The sequence below is a fragment of the Ancylobacter polymorphus genome, from assembly GCF_030813495.1.
Classification (GTDB): Bacteria; Pseudomonadota; Alphaproteobacteria; order Rhizobiales; family Xanthobacteraceae; genus Ancylobacter; species Ancylobacter polymorphus.
In genome coordinates, this window is sequence record NZ_JAUSUI010000003.1 from 12,039 (window position 1) to 25,586 (window position 13,548).

The 13,548-nt window shown below is 62.7% G+C and carries 16 protein-coding genes; 11 read left to right on the top strand and 5 right to left on the bottom strand.

What is annotated here, in order from left to right; all coding sequences use genetic code 11:
- Nucleotides 1–11: 11 nt before the first annotated feature.
- Together J2S75_RS07405 and J2S75_RS07410 are read right to left on the bottom strand one after the other, a co-directional pair.
- A complete protein-coding gene (locus J2S75_RS07405) occupies nucleotides 12–950 on the bottom strand; it encodes a LysR family transcriptional regulator (protein ID WP_307019185.1) in 939 nt (312 codons plus the stop codon).
- Entirely contained in the window at nucleotides 947–1,783 is an 837-nt protein-coding gene (locus J2S75_RS07410) for a hypothetical protein (protein WP_307019186.1), read from the bottom strand. The genes J2S75_RS07405 and J2S75_RS07410 overlap by 4 nt, the downstream gene beginning before the upstream one ends.
- A gap of 200 nt (nucleotides 1,784–1,983) precedes the next feature.
- Here J2S75_RS07410 and J2S75_RS07415 point away from each other — a divergent pair, with 200 nt between their 5' ends.
- From J2S75_RS07415 to J2S75_RS07450, 8 genes are all read left to right on the top strand, one after another.
- A complete protein-coding gene (locus J2S75_RS07415) occupies nucleotides 1,984–2,667 on the top strand; it encodes a GntR family transcriptional regulator (protein ID WP_307019187.1) in 684 nt (227 codons plus the stop codon).
- Between the two features lie 8 nt (nucleotides 2,668–2,675).
- On the top strand, nucleotides 2,676–3,797 hold the full coding sequence (locus tag J2S75_RS07420; protein WP_307019188.1) for an ABC transporter ATP-binding protein: 1,122 nt from the start codon (nucleotides 2,676–2,678) through the stop codon (nucleotides 3,795–3,797).
- 31 nt (nucleotides 3,798–3,828) lie between these two features.
- Complete coding sequence (locus J2S75_RS07425) at nucleotides 3,829–4,902, top strand: ABC transporter substrate-binding protein (RefSeq protein WP_307019189.1); 1,074 nt, start codon at nucleotides 3,829–3,831, stop codon at nucleotides 4,900–4,902.
- Nucleotides 4,899–6,071, top strand: a complete 1,173-nt coding sequence (locus J2S75_RS07430; RefSeq protein ID WP_307019190.1) for an ABC transporter permease — start codon at nucleotides 4,899–4,901, stop codon at nucleotides 6,069–6,071. Before J2S75_RS07425 ends, J2S75_RS07430 begins: the two co-directional genes overlap by 4 nt.
- Entirely contained in the window at nucleotides 6,068–6,886 is an 819-nt protein-coding gene (locus tag J2S75_RS07435) for an ABC transporter permease (protein ID WP_307019191.1), read from the top strand. Before J2S75_RS07430 ends, J2S75_RS07435 begins: the two co-directional genes overlap by 4 nt.
- Nucleotides 6,883–7,107 (top strand): hypothetical protein, encoded by a 225-nt coding sequence (locus tag J2S75_RS07440; RefSeq protein ID WP_307019192.1) that lies wholly within the window; start codon nucleotides 6,883–6,885, stop codon nucleotides 7,105–7,107. The genes J2S75_RS07435 and J2S75_RS07440 overlap by 4 nt, the downstream gene beginning before the upstream one ends.
- On the top strand, nucleotides 7,104–8,546 hold the full coding sequence (locus J2S75_RS07445; protein ID WP_307019193.1) for an amidase: 1,443 nt from the start codon (nucleotides 7,104–7,106) through the stop codon (nucleotides 8,544–8,546). Before J2S75_RS07440 ends, J2S75_RS07445 begins: the two co-directional genes overlap by 4 nt.
- Nucleotides 8,547–8,658: 112 nt before the next feature.
- On the top strand, nucleotides 8,659–8,862 hold the full coding sequence (locus J2S75_RS07450; RefSeq protein ID WP_307019195.1) for a transcriptional regulator: 204 nt from the start codon (nucleotides 8,659–8,661) through the stop codon (nucleotides 8,860–8,862).
- Between the two features lie 313 nt (nucleotides 8,863–9,175).
- On the opposite strand, the gene J2S75_RS07455 is transcribed toward J2S75_RS07450, so the two are convergent.
- Both J2S75_RS07455 and J2S75_RS07460 read right to left on the bottom strand, forming a co-directional pair.
- Nucleotides 9,176–9,883: a GntR family transcriptional regulator gene (locus J2S75_RS07455; RefSeq protein ID WP_307019196.1), complete on the bottom strand. Its 708-nt coding sequence runs from the start codon at nucleotides 9,881–9,883 to the stop codon at nucleotides 9,176–9,178.
- Between the two features lie 23 nt (nucleotides 9,884–9,906).
- A complete protein-coding gene (locus J2S75_RS07460) occupies nucleotides 9,907–11,058 on the bottom strand; it encodes a M24 family metallopeptidase (RefSeq protein ID WP_307019197.1) in 1,152 nt (383 codons plus the stop codon).
- Between the two features lie 126 nt (nucleotides 11,059–11,184).
- Here J2S75_RS07460 and J2S75_RS07465 point away from each other — a divergent pair, with 126 nt between their 5' ends.
- From J2S75_RS07465 to J2S75_RS07475, 3 genes are all read left to right on the top strand, one after another.
- Nucleotides 11,185–11,922, top strand: coding sequence for a maleate cis-trans isomerase family protein (locus J2S75_RS07465; RefSeq protein WP_307019198.1), 738 nt, complete (start codon nucleotides 11,185–11,187; stop codon nucleotides 11,920–11,922).
- Nucleotides 11,923–12,609 (top strand): GntR family transcriptional regulator, encoded by a 687-nt coding sequence (locus J2S75_RS07470; protein WP_307019199.1) that lies wholly within the window; start codon nucleotides 11,923–11,925, stop codon nucleotides 12,607–12,609.
- A gap of 103 nt (nucleotides 12,610–12,712) precedes the next feature.
- A complete protein-coding gene (locus J2S75_RS07475; protein ID WP_307019200.1) occupies nucleotides 12,713–12,931 on the top strand; it encodes a helix-turn-helix domain-containing protein in 219 nt (72 codons plus the stop codon).
- 54 nt (nucleotides 12,932–12,985) lie between these two features.
- On the opposite strand, the gene J2S75_RS07480 is transcribed toward J2S75_RS07475, so the two are convergent.
- Entirely contained in the window at nucleotides 12,986–13,312 is a 327-nt protein-coding gene (locus tag J2S75_RS07480) for a DUF736 domain-containing protein (RefSeq protein ID WP_307019201.1), read from the bottom strand.
- Nucleotides 13,313–13,548 lie beyond the last annotated feature (236 nt).

Genomic DNA, 13,548 nt, shown 5'->3' on the forward strand with positions numbered 1-13,548 from the left:
ATGTGTTGAGATCACGTCTGGGCGGCGCACCGGTGGCTTGGGGATTTCCTCAGTTCGCGCGCGACGGACAGAAACCGGGTCAGAGCAGGGTTGGGATTCGAGCGTGACCAGACGGCACGAAGCGGCAATCCCTGTCCTGTGAGAGGACGGCAAGTGACCGCTGCATGAGATGACAGGGAAACGGTTGTCAGCGTCAGGCCTTGTCCAAGCGCGACAAGTTGCAGGAGGTTTGTCTCCCGAGTGAGCGGCTCAACCGAAAGGCAAACAGTAGGCACGTGGGCGAAGAGGTCTCGGAAAACGGGCAGAGCCGGGTCGCCCGCCATGAAGATGAAGTGCCGCCCGGCCAGTTCATCGAGGTCGATCATGGGCGACGTGGCGAGAACATCGCGCTCGGCCATGACGATGAGCACAGGCTCGTCCCACAGATCGAGCTCGGCGTGGCTAGTCACCGCGGGGCAGCCGACTTGGAGGGTGACATCAAGCTCATGCCGGCGCACTGCCTGACACTGCGACGCCGGGTCCGTATCGAAGAGTTCGACACGGATGTTTGGGCAGACGTGTAGGACGCGACGAAGCAACTGCGTGAGCCCAGCTCCCGATGTGATCGGGGGCAGGCCGATGCGAAGCACGCCATCCTGTGCCGTTCCGGCGCGCTCCACCGCCAGTGCTGCCTGCGATGCCTGTGCCAGGATTTCCCGCGCGGGCCCCAGCAGACGACGGCCGGCGAAAGTCGGCCGCACGCCGGCATGGGATCGGGCAAAAAGGGTGGCCCCAATGGCATCCTCAATGTCACGAATACGCCGGCTCAGCGTCGATTGCTGCACACCCAGGCGGTCCGCTGCCCGCCGGAAGCTGCCCTCTTCGGCTGCCGCGAGAATGAAGCGCCAATGTTTCATCAGGAACGGATCGAGGCGCTGGGCAATGGCGGTGATATCGGGCTGAACCTTCATGCACCGTCCTCGCGAGGCGTCGACAGGTGGAAGGCAGCGTAGATATAGCCGGTCGTACGCTCCAGCCGATCATCCATGCCTTGCTCGGCCATCAAGGCGAGGATGGAGGCGCGCTCCTGCGCGGTCGAGAACCTACGTTGGCGTTGCCTGAGGTTTGGCTTGGCGATCGTGGCGAGTCCGAACCCCGCTAGCATAGTGGCGATTTCCCCGTAGCCGAACGGATGCATCGCGAAGCTCGCCACCCAGGGGCGTGAATCGGCGGTCGCCTCATAGACCTGTTGGAATGTTCGCACCGTTGCATAGCCAACGCAGCCGGTACTAATGATTAGATCCGCGCCTCGAAGAGTGTCGCGGTCTGTCACGGACAGAGGCTCTATCTCCAGATTAGCTGCCACCGCCGCTTCTATCAGGCCGACATCGCGGGCGTAACGCAATGCGCGACGGCTGGGATCCAGACCCACGAACTCAAGGTCTTCTCGCCGCTGCTGATGCGTGAAGAAGACCCGGTGATCCTCCAGGCGATGGGTCGACAGCGGTCCATCCTGCAGGATGTAGGCGGCATAGAGGTCGTCCAAGGTGAGCCGGGAACGGAGCAGAGCCGCATTGAGCCCGTAGGATGCACCCACATCAACGATCTTGAGAGGTCGACGTGGCCGCTGGCGGCGCAGGTCCTCAATGATCCCTTCGAACACCGGTCTGGCACGGTCGCAGATCATGTAGTCGAGAGCGAGATGGGCTTGGTAGTAGGCGTGCGGCCAGGGCTGGTCATAGGTCGGCGAGAAATCATGTTTGGCTGACCCCAGTCCTGATTCATACCCCCTCATCGACATCATCCGCTTTCGCCTTTTCTCGCGTTACAGCGAGGAATTTTCGCGTTCGGCGTAGTCGATGGCAAACTACATTCGAGAATGTATGAGATATTTCATGAACTTATTCCAATTGCAGCAAGCCGGTATACCGGCTTACTAATCCGGGACGCCGTCGTTGACGATACATATTTTAAGATGTACCAATTTGTCAGCAGGAGGCCGCTATGACCGTGACTGTTGAGAGCCGACCCACGCCAAGGGAGCGGTTTTCCGCTATCCACCGCGCTCTGCGCGACCGCATCTGTCTTCTGATTTACCCGCCCGGGACCGCACTCAGCGAGGCCGAGCTTGCACGCGAATTCGGTGTCAGCCGCACCCCTATGCGGCGGGTGATGCAGGCGCTGGAAAATGAAGGGCTGATCGAGACCACGCCGAATGTCGGCTCGATGGTAACCTCGGTGGAACTTAAATCGCTGCGCGACGCCTATGCGCTGCGGATGAAGCTGGCCGAGCTGCTCGGCGATCTCAACCCGGCGTCGATGCTCGCCGCCATTACCGGTACGCTCCGCGAGCTTCTGGCCGAATGCCAGCCCCTCAGCGGTCAGGTCGATGTGCGGGCCCTGGCCCAGATCAGCCACCGGCTTCAGGACGAAATACTGCATCTTTCGGGCAATGCCGAATACCGGCAGGTTTCCGAGGTTCTCTATTACAAGACGATCCGCGCCTATCTCGAGATACTGCCCGAACTGAACTGGGCGGCTGAAGTCGCGGCGCAAGCCGACGAGATCAATGAGATACTGGCCTCGCTCGCCGCCGGCGACATCCGCGCGGTAGGCTTCATCCGGCGCAACCACATCGCCCGCACTCTTAACCGCATCACCAGCTTCATGCTGGGTGATCACGATTGAGGGCGCCCATGCTGATGAAGGTTACCAGCGCGCTGGCGCGATCAGGCAACGGGAACCAGGCGGAAGCTCTTGTGCTGCGCGGCGTCGATAAAACCTATGACGGTGTCAGCAAGGTAGTGGACGCGCTTGATCTCGATGTTCACCCGGGTGAGTTCCTCACGATCCTCGGCCCTTCGGGCTCCGGCAAGACCAGCCTGCTGATGATGCTCGCCGGCTTCGAGGCGCCGAGTGCCGGTAAGATCGAGATCGGCGGGCGGGACGTGTCCAGGCTGCCGCCCTACAAGCGCAATATCGGCATGGTGTTCCAGCATTATGCGCTGTTCCCGCATCTGACCGTCGGCGAGAATCTCGCTTACCCGCTACAGGCACGCGGCTGGCGGAAATCCGACATTGCCGAGCGGGTCGCCTGGGCGCTGCAGCTGATCCGGCTCGATGGCATGCGGGACCGGCGGCCGGCGCAGCTGTCCGGCGGGCAGCAGCAACGCATCGCCGTGGCTCGGGCGCTCATCTACAAGCCGCAGCTCGTGCTGATGGACGAGCCGCTGGGCGCGCTCGACAAGCAGCTGCGCGAGCAGATGCAGGATGAGATCGTCAGGATCCATCGCGAACTGCGGCCGACCATCGTCTATGTCACCCATGACCAGAGCGAGGCCTTGTCGCTTTCTGATCGCGTCGCGGTGTTCGACGCGGGACGGATTGCCCAGATCGGCACCCCCTCGGAACTCTACGAGCAGCCAGGGACTGCCTTCGTGGCCGGCTTCATCGGCGAGAACAATCGCATCACCGGCAGCGTGATCGCTGCCACGACCGAGTTCTGCCATATCCGCTGCGCCGATGGTGCCGTCGTTGAGGCGCGAAACATCGCCGACGCGCGCATCGGCGACCAGGTAAGCCTCTCGGTCCGGCCAGAGCGGCTGCGGCCTGCACAAGCCGGGGGCGGCTCCTCGGTCGAGGTGGAGGTCGCCGACATCACCTATCTCGGTGAGGTTTCGCGCGTGCGCTGCCGGATGCGCGACGGCACCGAGATCATCTGGAAACTGCCCAATTGCGGCCAGAGCGCGCGCCCCGACCGCGGCGCAACCATCACTCTCGGCTTCAGCCGAGAGGACGCCCGGGCCTTCGCCGCCTGAGCGCACCCTTCCCATCTTAAGGAGGTTCACCATGGTCATCGCGTGCCCGAAAGTGTCGTCCGCAGCTCTTCTCGGCCTTCTGATTACCTATGGACCCGCGTGCGCGGCGGACGCCCTGACCATTGCCTCCTTCGGCGGCCAATACACGGCAAGCCAGAAAAAGTCGCAGTATGAACCGTTCACCGCCAGCACTGATGTGACGATCAAGTCGGTCGATTACAATGGTGGACTTGCCGAACTCACCGCCCAGGTGCGTTCCGGAACGGTGAGCTGGGACGTCGTCGATGTTGAGTTGCAAGATCTTGATCGTGGCTGCGCCGACGGTCTGTTCGAGAAGATCGATCCGGCGCAACTACCGGCAGGGTCTGATGGGGTTCCGGCCATCGCGGACTTTGTCACCGGGTCACTGCATGATTGTGGCGTCGGCACGGTCATCTGGTCCAACGTACTCGCCTTCCGCGATCCCGCCTTTCCCGATGCCAAGCCCAGCCGGATCGAGGACTTCTTCGATCTTGAGAGGTTTCCGGGCCGCCGCGGGCTGCCCAAGCGTCCTCACGCGATACTTGAATGGGCGTTGATGGCCGATGGGGTATCGCCCTCCGAGGTCTATCGGGTTCTGGCAACGCCGGAAGGTCTCGACCGCGCCTTCGCCAAGCTCGATACCGTCAAGGATCACGCCGTTTTCTGGGAGACCGGAGCGCAGATGATCCAGCTTCTTGCCGATGGCGAGGTGGCGCTATCCGCCGCTTATAATGGGCGCGTGCAATCGGCCATCTCGGAGGATGCCAAGCCGCTCAAGATCATCTGGGACCGGCAGATATGGAACGCCGACTACTACGCGGTCGTCGCCGGTACCGGAGCCAAGGGCCGGGCACTCGATTTCATCCGCTTTGCCACTGGAACCGTTCCGCTGGCCGAACAGACCAAATACATCGCTTATGGTCCCGTGCGCCGCTCCTCTCAGCCGCTGATCGCGCCAGCCATTGCCGCCACGCTTCCGACGGCACCGTCCAATTTCAGTAACGCCCTGGCTTTCGATGCCGCCTGGTGGATCTCACATGGCGATGCGATCAATGACCGCTATGCGGCGTGGCTGGTCCAATGAACGCGGCCTCGCCCTCCCGCGCCGGCTGGGCGCTCGTGCTTCCCCTGGTCGCCTTCATCGCCATCGCCTTCCTGGCGCCGATCGCGACCATGCTTCTGCAGAGCGTCCACGATCCGGAAATTGCCGATCTCATGCCGCGTACGCGCGAGGCTCTCGCTCGATGGGACGGGATCAGCGTTCCGCAAAATGGCGCTCAGGCTGTCACTGCGGATTTGCGGGCGGCGAGCGCGGCCAACCAGATCAGTCGGCTTGCCCAGCGTCTAAACCGCGAGCGGAGTGGGTTTCGTGCGCTGATCGACGTCACCGCGCGACAGCTGGACCGGAATCCGGACACGGAGCTTGCGCAGATCGATCCTGGCTGGAGCGATCCCGACCTGTGGCGGCTTCTGGCGCGGGTGACCTCGCCCTGGACGGGACAACATCTGCTCAATGCCCTGGATTTGACGGTGACGGCCGATGGAGCAATCGTTCGGCAGGAGGAGGCGCGGCGACTTTATGTCGATCTCTTCCTGCGCACCGCCTGGGTCGCCGCCTTGGTGACCCTCATCTGTGCGCTGCTCGGCTATCCCTATGCCTATGCCATGGCAGCGGCGGGCCCCTCTTTGCGTGCGCTGCTACTTTTTCTGGTGCTGCTGCCGTTCTGGACCTCCTTGCTGGTGCGCGCCACGGCTTGGATCGTGCTGCTGCAGCGGCGGGGCGTCATCAATGAAGGGCTGCTCGCGATGGGCGTCATTGGCGAAACCGGCCGTCTCGACATGATCTACAACATGACGGGGACCATCATCGTAATGGTTCACGTGCTGCTGCCCTTCTTTGTGCTTCCGCTCTATTCGGTGATGGCGGGACTGCCGGCGTCCTATGTGCGCGCCTCTGCAAGCCTGGGAGCGCATCCACTGCGGACCTTCGCCCGCGTCTATCTTCCGTTGACCTATCCCGGAGTCGCGGCCGGCGGCCTGCTCGTCTTTATCCTGTCCCTTGGCTACTACGTCACCCCGGCCCTTGTGGGGGGACGAACCGGCCAGCTCATCAGCAATCAGATCGCTTTTCACATGCAGAGGAGCCTGAACTGGGGCTTGGCGGCCGCTCTTGGGACGTTGCTCCTGCTCGCGGTTCTGCTCCTCGCTTTGACGCTGCCACGCCTCGCCGAACGCGGAGGGCTGCGCGCATGAACCGGCTCGCCCGTCTCGGCTTCTATCTTCTCTGCGGTCTGATCGCGGCCTTCCTCGTGCTGCCACTCCTCGTGATCGTGCCGCTGTCGTTCAACCCGGAGCCGTATTTCTCCTTCACGCCGGCCATGCTCCGACTCGATCCGATGGGCTGGTCGCTTCGCTGGTATCGCGAAATCGCAGAAAGCGCGCAGTGGCGGCTGGCCCTTCGCAACAGCCTGAGTATCGCGGCTGTGGTCACCCCGCTGGCAGCCATTCTCGGCACGATGGCGGCCCTCGGATTGCGGCGGCTGCCGACACGACCGCGCAAGATGGTCGCGGTCATCATCGCGTCGCCGCTTGTCGTGCCGGTCATCCTGTTCGCCACGGGAATCTATTTCTTCCTGGCGCCGCTGGGGCTCACTCAGTCCTTCACCGGCATTATTCTCGCCCATACCGCTTTGGCGGCGCCTTATGTGGTGGTGACGGTTGGCAGCACGCTCACCACCTTTGACGAGCGTCTGCTCCGTGCTGCGTCCATACTGGGCTCGCCACCCCTGTCCGCCTTTCTGAAGGTGACCTTGCCGCTGATCGCGCCCGGTATCGCCTCGGGTGCTCTGTTCGCCTTTGTCACGTCCTTCGACGAGGCCGTCATCGCCCTGTTCCTGGCTGGCTATGACCAGCGCACCATTCCGTTACAGATGTGGTCGGGCGTGCGGGATCAGTTGAGTCCTGCCGTGCTCGCCGCAGCCACTCTCATGGTGCTTCTCGTCACCATCGTCATGCTCGCTGCGATGTTCATCGCTCGCTCGGTGCGATCGGCAGGAGCACGCCGATGAGCCGTCAGGACTTGTTCGACGCCGATTTCCTGGTCAACGTCGCGACGCGGCTTGCCGGGCGCGACTGGCCCACTGCGACGTTGGCGCCGCTGGTGCAAGAGGCGGGGCATGGCCTTGTCAGCGGCCTGGGCGATCTGCTGGCGAGCCTGCAGCGGCTTGCAGATCAGGATCTTGGCGACATCGGACCGGCTATCCCTCCTTTCCAGGAAAAAGGCCAATGAGCGACCTTACGCATCTATCCTTGCGCAAGCTCCGACGGCTGATGATCTCCGGAGAGGTTCGGCCGGAAGAGGTGACCGCGGCGTTTCTGGCGCGAGCTGAAGCGCGCAACAGTTGCGATCTCAGCTATGTTTCGATAGGTGCGGAACATGCGCTCTCGCGTGCTGGTATGGTCGAGCAGGCTGGCGCATTAGGGCGTCTGGCCGGCATCCCCTTCTCCTGCAAAGATGTCTTTGACACTGTGACGCTGCCGACGACAGCGGGCTCGCGCGTCATGCATGATTATCGGCCGCTCAGAGACGCGCGGGCGCTTCAACGCCTCGAGGCTGCGGGCGCCATTCTTCTGGGAAAGAATAATCTGCACGAGTTCTGCTACGGCATCACCGGCGCCAACCCTATCTTCGGCACGCCGGCTAACCCACATGATCCAGGCCGCCTGGCGGGCGGATCCTCAAGCGGCTCTGCCGTTGCGGTCGCCAACCGCACGGCGATGTTTGCCCTCGGCACCGATACGGGCGGCTCGGTGCGCGTTCCCGCCAGCCTATGCGGCCTTGTCGGCTTCAAGCCGACGCGCGGGCAGATCAGCCTGAAGGGTGTGGTGCCTTTCTGCTGGTCGCTGGATCATGTCGGGATTCTTGCGCGAAGCTGCGGGGACGCGACCGAGGTTTTCCTGGCCGTTCGCGAGGCGGATGAGGCCATCTTGGCAGCGAACGCCGATCATGCCGAGCGAGGCAACTCGCTGCATGGGCTGCGCATTGGAGTGCCCAGGGGAGCCTATCTCGAGAATGTAGCGTCCGACATTGCCTTGCGCGTGCAGCAGCTGATCGCGGAATGCCGCCGGCTGGGTGCCCACATTGTCGAGGTGGTGATGCCAGACGCCACCCATGTGCGCACGGCCTCGCTGGCCGTTCAACTTGTCGAGGCCTTTGCCTGGCACCGTACAAATCTCCAGCGCCGGTTCGATCTCTATGGCGAGGATGTGCGTGAGGGGCTGCTTCAGGGCCAGTTCATCCTAGCTGAGCATTATGTGCAGGCGCTCCGGCTGATCGCTGCGAAGCAGGCCGAGGTCAGCGAGCGGCTTAAGGATATCGATGTGCTGATGACGCCGACGACGCCGGTCGTCGCGCCAGAGCTGGATCAGAGGCGGGTGACGCTGGCGGGCGTTGAGGTACCTGTCGGCAATGCACTGTCGCATTTCACCTGCCTTTTCAACCTGACCGGCCATCCCGCGCTGTCCGTTCCCATCGGTCGGGACGGCGATGGCCTGCCGGTCGGTTTGCAACTGATCGGCGCCCATCATCGAGACACGAAGCTCTTGTCGATCGGCACCGCGCTGGAACGGGCGGGTCTGGCCGGCTGGATCGAGCCGAATGACGAGATGGATGATGGTGTTTGCATGGCGCCTACGCGGTCGGAACAGCGGGAACTTCATACGCATTAGGGACATAGGCGCCACGGATGCCTCCTCCACGTCGCCTGTCCATCAGTCGGGTTTTGAACGAGCTCTTGCGCACCCACGCTGAATAGGACGTCGTAGATCCGGAGACGGTTTTATGGACATTCGACCGATTAGGACCGATGCGGATTATGATCGGGCGCTGGCCGAGATGACACGCTATTTCGAGCAGCAGCCTGAGCCTGGCTCGACGGAAGAGGACCGCTTCGACGTGCTCTCGGTCCCTATCGCGGCGTATGAAGAGCGGCACTTTCCGCAGCCGGATGCCGATTCCTGTCGAAGCGCTGCGCGCTTTCCTTGAAGCAACCGGGCGAAGGCAGCAGGGTCTTGCCGCACCACTCGCATCGGAGGTCCTGCGCCGCAAGAGAGCCCTGACCGTCGATATGATCGGCAAGTTGAGCAAGGAGTGGGGTATTCCGGCGGATGTCCTGGTGCGGCCTTACAGGCTGGCGGCGTAAAACGTCTCCAAGGAAGGTTTCATCGCGCCGCGGGATGGTGTTGGTCCGATCAAGCTCAATTGCGAGGGCGGACCGATCAGTGGGAAATTGAGATCCACAGTATCCGCCTTTCAGGACATTACGCGATCGAGGTGATGCCCTTCCCAATCACACGTGTTAGTCCTGCATCAAGGAGGTCGCGAGCGCGCGCATGACCAGATCCGGCAGCGCCACCTCAAGAACCTGGAAATGATCATTCAGACCTATCACAGCCGCCTCCATTTTTCCCTCGTTCAGTGCTGAGGCCAGGGCGGCGAGGGAGGCATGTAGCGGCACGGTCAGCTCGGACGATCGATAGGCGCAGCGGCGAACATGATGGGTCCGCTCGCAGAGATCGATCACGTTGCTCTCGATCACATCGCTGCCCGTCCATCGGCTCATGGCGATGAACAAGGCTTCGGTTCGGCGTGCCAGCGCAACGGCCGTCCTTGGATCGCACGGCGTCAAGGGGGGAGGCCGCAGATCAGTCAAGAGCCGAAATGACGCCAGGGGAGGGGCCTTGTCGAGGCTGTGACGCAGGAGGAGCTGTAGAAGGTCATGGATTTCCTTCATCTCGCGCAGGCGCAGTTCGCGGGCGAAAAATCCTCGCGCGGGGACAGCAGCAATATGACCTTCGGCATGCAGGCGGATCAGCGCCTCGCGCACAGGCGTGTTGCTGACCCTCAGCTGGTCCGACAGTTCGACGACGGCCAGATGCTGGCCAGGACGGAACCTGTAGAGCAGCGCCTGTGTTTTCAGGGCACGGTAGACCTGATGCCGCCGGTCCCCGCCGAGGCATCCTGATGGCCGTGATCCCGGGCGAAAACGGTCTCCGTCACTTTTCATCCTCGCGTCTATGGCTCCCTGCTTCAAAGAAGCTTCAGGTCACGGGGATAGGGCGTGAGATAGTCGAATCCGTCCTCGGTCACTACGATGGAATCGCCTATGCGTCCGCCGCCCTTGCCGGGCACTGTAATGCCGCCATCGACGGCAAAGGTCATGCCGGCCTGTAGCTCGCGGGTTTCGCCACGCTTGAGTTCCGGTGCCTCCAGCAGCGACATGCCGACCGAGCGGCCGGTGCGATAGCCCGGCGAGAAGCCAGCCGCCGCATACACCTCTTCTGCTGCGGCATTGACTGCCTCGCAGCGTATGCCGGGGCGGATCGTGGCCAGCGCCGTGCGCTGGGCGGCCAGAGCGGCTTCCTGGATGCGCGCCTGCTCATCGGTCACAGTTCCTACATAAAACTGGCGATCAAAGCCGAGCTTGTAGTTGCGGAAACTCACCATGCCGCAGAAGCACAGATAGACAGGATCGCCGGACTCCAGCCGGCGCACGCCGGCGCGCCGATGGACCATGCAGGTGTCCGTGCCTGACTGCAGGATCTGCAGATTATGGATCAGTGGCGAGACGTAGCGGTCCCCGGGATCGCTCAGCAGGGAGGCGGCGCGGCGCGAGCCGGCCTGCATGGCGGCAAGCGCGATCTCATATTCGGGCACGCCGGGACCAATTGCGTCCGCGGCAGCATCCATCATCGCACCAGCCACTTCGCCGGCCTGGCGCATGATGGCGATCTCGTCTGGCGACTTGATCATGCGCTGCTCGGTGATCAGCGGCGCGATATCCGTCAGGATGCGATCAGGAAGTTGCTCCCTGATCTCGGCGGCGACCACGTTCGGCAGCCGGGCTGTTTCGACCCCGACCGGAGCAGCCGTCGTGGGGTTGGTGATGAGGCCAATAAGCACGTCCCGCCATTCCCGGCCACCATCGGTCCAGGGGCGGATGTCCCCGACCCAGCTCATGGCCGCGCACATGTCTGATTCCATTAACGGCGTGAGGATCACCGGAGCACGACCGGGCCCCACGATCATCAGCGTCGGCCGCCCGAACTCCATGCCTAGATAGTTCCAGTAGCCCCCGTAATACGCGATCGAGTCCGGATCACTCAGAACGGCCAGTCCGATGCCGGCGCTCTCGAGGGACAGAGAGAGAAGACGCGTACGCATCTCAAAGGGGCTTGTCATTTGCTAACCTGTATGCAGCTATGAAGAGCCTCACGATAATGAGGCTGGAAATGCATTGTCAATATTGGAAAATATGACAGTGCCGAGCGGAAATTTTCTATAGCTGCATACATCACGGAGGCAGTCATGCGTGAGATCAAGAGCGACGCTGGTCGCCATCACCGGGCGAAGATCGGGTTCGTGCTGTTGGCGATGGAACAGACCATCGAAGACGACATGTTCACTCTCCGTCCAGGGGGCGTGGGCATTCACTTCACGCGGGCCCCAATGGCGAACCGGGTCAGCGTCGATACGCTGGCGGCCATGGCCTCGGGCATTGGCGATGCTGCCAGCCTGCTCCTGCCGGAGGAGGCGCTCGATGTCGTCTGTTACGCCTGCACATCGGGCAGCGTCGTCATCGGCGAGGAGCGGGTGTTTGCAGAGTTGATCCGGGGCAAGCCCAGCGCCCGGGCCACCTCATTGATCACCTCGGTCATGCGGGCTCTGGAGGCGCTGAAGGTTCGCCGCATCGCTATCGCCACACCCTATCTTGCCGAGGTCGATGCTATCGAGCGCAGCTATATGGCGGAACGCGGCTTCGAGATCGTTCACATGCAGGGATTGGGCATCGAGAAGGACGCCGATATGGTGAGGGTGGCGCCGGAAGCCATTTTGGAATTTGCCCTCAGCGTCGATCGCACTGAGGCCGAGGCGCTCTTCATCAGCTGTGGCGCCCTACGGTCTCTCGACATTATCGAGGAACTCGAGCGCCGGATCGGCAAACCGGTCGTGACCAGCAATCAGGCGATGATGTGGGACTGCCTGCGTCTTGCCGGGATCGCGGACCAGCGGGATGATTATGGCGTTCTGCTTCGGGAGCATTGAGTGAGCGAAAGCGCGACGAGCGAAAACTCAAGGACACGAGCCCCGCGCGGCCAGGTGACGGACATCTACCGGACCTTGCGCGACCGGATCTGTCTACTGCGTTACCCGCCCGGCATGCTGCTTGGCGAGCACGAACTCGCCGAAGAATTCACGGTCAGTCGCACGCCGGTGCGCCAGGCGCTGCAGCGGCTGGAATATGACGGACTCACTGAGACCCGCAACGGTGTGGGAACGATGGTGACCGGCGTCGATCCAAACGCCTTCCGTGATATTTATGCGTTCCGGCTTCGCCTGAGCGAAATGATGGGCGAGTTCCCCGCGGAAGACGAGGCACCGCACGCCCTCTCGACCATCTTGCTACTTCAGGACCGGTTGGTGGCCTTGAGAGGCCAGCGGGACATGGAGGCGTTCTGGCAGCTCAACCATGAACTTCATCATGCTACGAACCGGCTCATCGCCAATCTGGCTTTGCGCGAGACCCATGAGCGCTATTACTTCCAGGCCTCGCGCATCTGGTACAGCGTGATCGAGGCGTTCTTCGAGGAACAGCTCGCCGATCTGGCCAGTGAACTCAACGAAATCGTGGGTGCGCTACGCGCCGGCGACATAAGGGCGGTCGGCTATATCCAGCGCAACCATATTGCCTTTGGCCTCCATCGTGTCGCGAGCGCGCACGCTGCCGTTTGATGCTGCAGACCCAGCCCGGACGGGCCGGGTCCCATGTGGTCCAGATGTATTTACATATTATAGTTGATAAACTCGATGCGACGGAATTGCGAACGGTTTGCGCATGGATATGCGCAAGCTGGTCGGACGAAATTTCGCCCGCCTGCGTCAGGCCAAGGACCTGACGCAGGAACAGGTTGCCGAGCGCTCGGGGCTGAGCCAGCAGTATCTCAGTGGTCTAGAACGCGGCCGACGCAATCCGACGATTATCACCCTCTATGAGCTGGCACGTGCTCTTGATGTCAGCCATGTCGAGCTGGTTCTCCCGCCGGACAAGAAGTGAGGGGTGCTGGTGTGACCCCGGCCGGGAGGCCGGGGCCCTGATCCAGGCGAGATCTTAGTCGCCGCGGCGCCCGTTGGGGCGGGACCAGATGAGGGAGAAGTTCTCGCCGTCCTCGTCATCGAAGAGGTTGGCGTAGATGGCGGCGGTGAAGCTCGGATCGTCGAGCTTGAGGCCCAGATAGTCGCGGCCCTCGGTGGAGCGCTTGGACCAGGCGGCCCCGATCTCGGCGCGGCCGACCAGCACCCGATGGCTGGGGGCGTTCTCGCCGTTGACGCGGGTGTCGGGGATGATGCGCACGCCCCGGGCCTGCACGCCGAGGGTCACGATGTCGCCGGTGAACTCGTTGGTGCCGGTCTTCTTGAAGGTGCCGATGGTGGCCATGTTCCGTCTCCGTCCTGTCTCCTGAGCCCGCACCATTGCGGCCTCGATGGCGATCGGGGGCCGAAGGCGAGCGACGCCACATCGCCTCAGGGTCCCCGTCGCGCTCGCGCGATGGGGTGAGGATTGCGACCGCAGCGCAGCGGAGGACGGCGCAGGCGCGACTTTGTTCCTTCGCGAGGAATGACGGCGATCCGGGGTCCCCGCGCGGCTCAGCGCGCGGGGTGGTGTCGGCAGGG

Bases quoted from the DNA above. Each gene is read 5' to 3' on its own strand.
- J2S75_RS07405 (WP_307019185.1), bottom strand. From the start codon at position 950: ATGAAGGTTCAGCCCGATATCACCGCCATTGCCCAGCGCCTCGATCCG.
- J2S75_RS07410 (WP_307019186.1), bottom strand. From the start codon at position 1,783: ATGATGTCGATGAGGGGGTATGAATCAGGACTGGGGTCAGCCAAACAT.
- J2S75_RS07415 (WP_307019187.1), top strand. From the start codon at position 1,984: ATGACCGTGACTGTTGAGAGCCGACCCACGCCAAGGGAGCGGTTTTCC.
- J2S75_RS07420 (WP_307019188.1), top strand. From the start codon at position 2,676: ATGCTGATGAAGGTTACCAGCGCGCTGGCGCGATCAGGCAACGGGAAC.
- J2S75_RS07425 (WP_307019189.1), top strand. From the start codon at position 3,829: ATGGTCATCGCGTGCCCGAAAGTGTCGTCCGCAGCTCTTCTCGGCCTT.
- J2S75_RS07430 (WP_307019190.1), top strand. From the start codon at position 4,899: ATGAACGCGGCCTCGCCCTCCCGCGCCGGCTGGGCGCTCGTGCTTCCC.
- J2S75_RS07435 (WP_307019191.1), top strand. From the start codon at position 6,068: ATGAACCGGCTCGCCCGTCTCGGCTTCTATCTTCTCTGCGGTCTGATC.
- J2S75_RS07440 (WP_307019192.1), top strand. From the start codon at position 6,883: ATGAGCCGTCAGGACTTGTTCGACGCCGATTTCCTGGTCAACGTCGCG.
- J2S75_RS07445 (WP_307019193.1), top strand. From the start codon at position 7,104: ATGAGCGACCTTACGCATCTATCCTTGCGCAAGCTCCGACGGCTGATG.
- J2S75_RS07450 (WP_307019195.1), top strand. From the start codon at position 8,659: ATGGACATTCGACCGATTAGGACCGATGCGGATTATGATCGGGCGCTG.
- J2S75_RS07455 (WP_307019196.1), bottom strand. From the start codon at position 9,883: ATGAAAAGTGACGGAGACCGTTTTCGCCCGGGATCACGGCCATCAGGA.
- J2S75_RS07460 (WP_307019197.1), bottom strand. From the start codon at position 11,058: ATGACAAGCCCCTTTGAGATGCGTACGCGTCTTCTCTCTCTGTCCCTC.
- J2S75_RS07465 (WP_307019198.1), top strand. From the start codon at position 11,185: ATGCGTGAGATCAAGAGCGACGCTGGTCGCCATCACCGGGCGAAGATC.
- J2S75_RS07475 (WP_307019200.1), top strand. From the start codon at position 12,713: ATGGATATGCGCAAGCTGGTCGGACGAAATTTCGCCCGCCTGCGTCAG.
- J2S75_RS07480 (WP_307019201.1), bottom strand. From the start codon at position 13,312: ATGGCCACCATCGGCACCTTCAAGAAGACCGGCACCAACGAGTTCACC.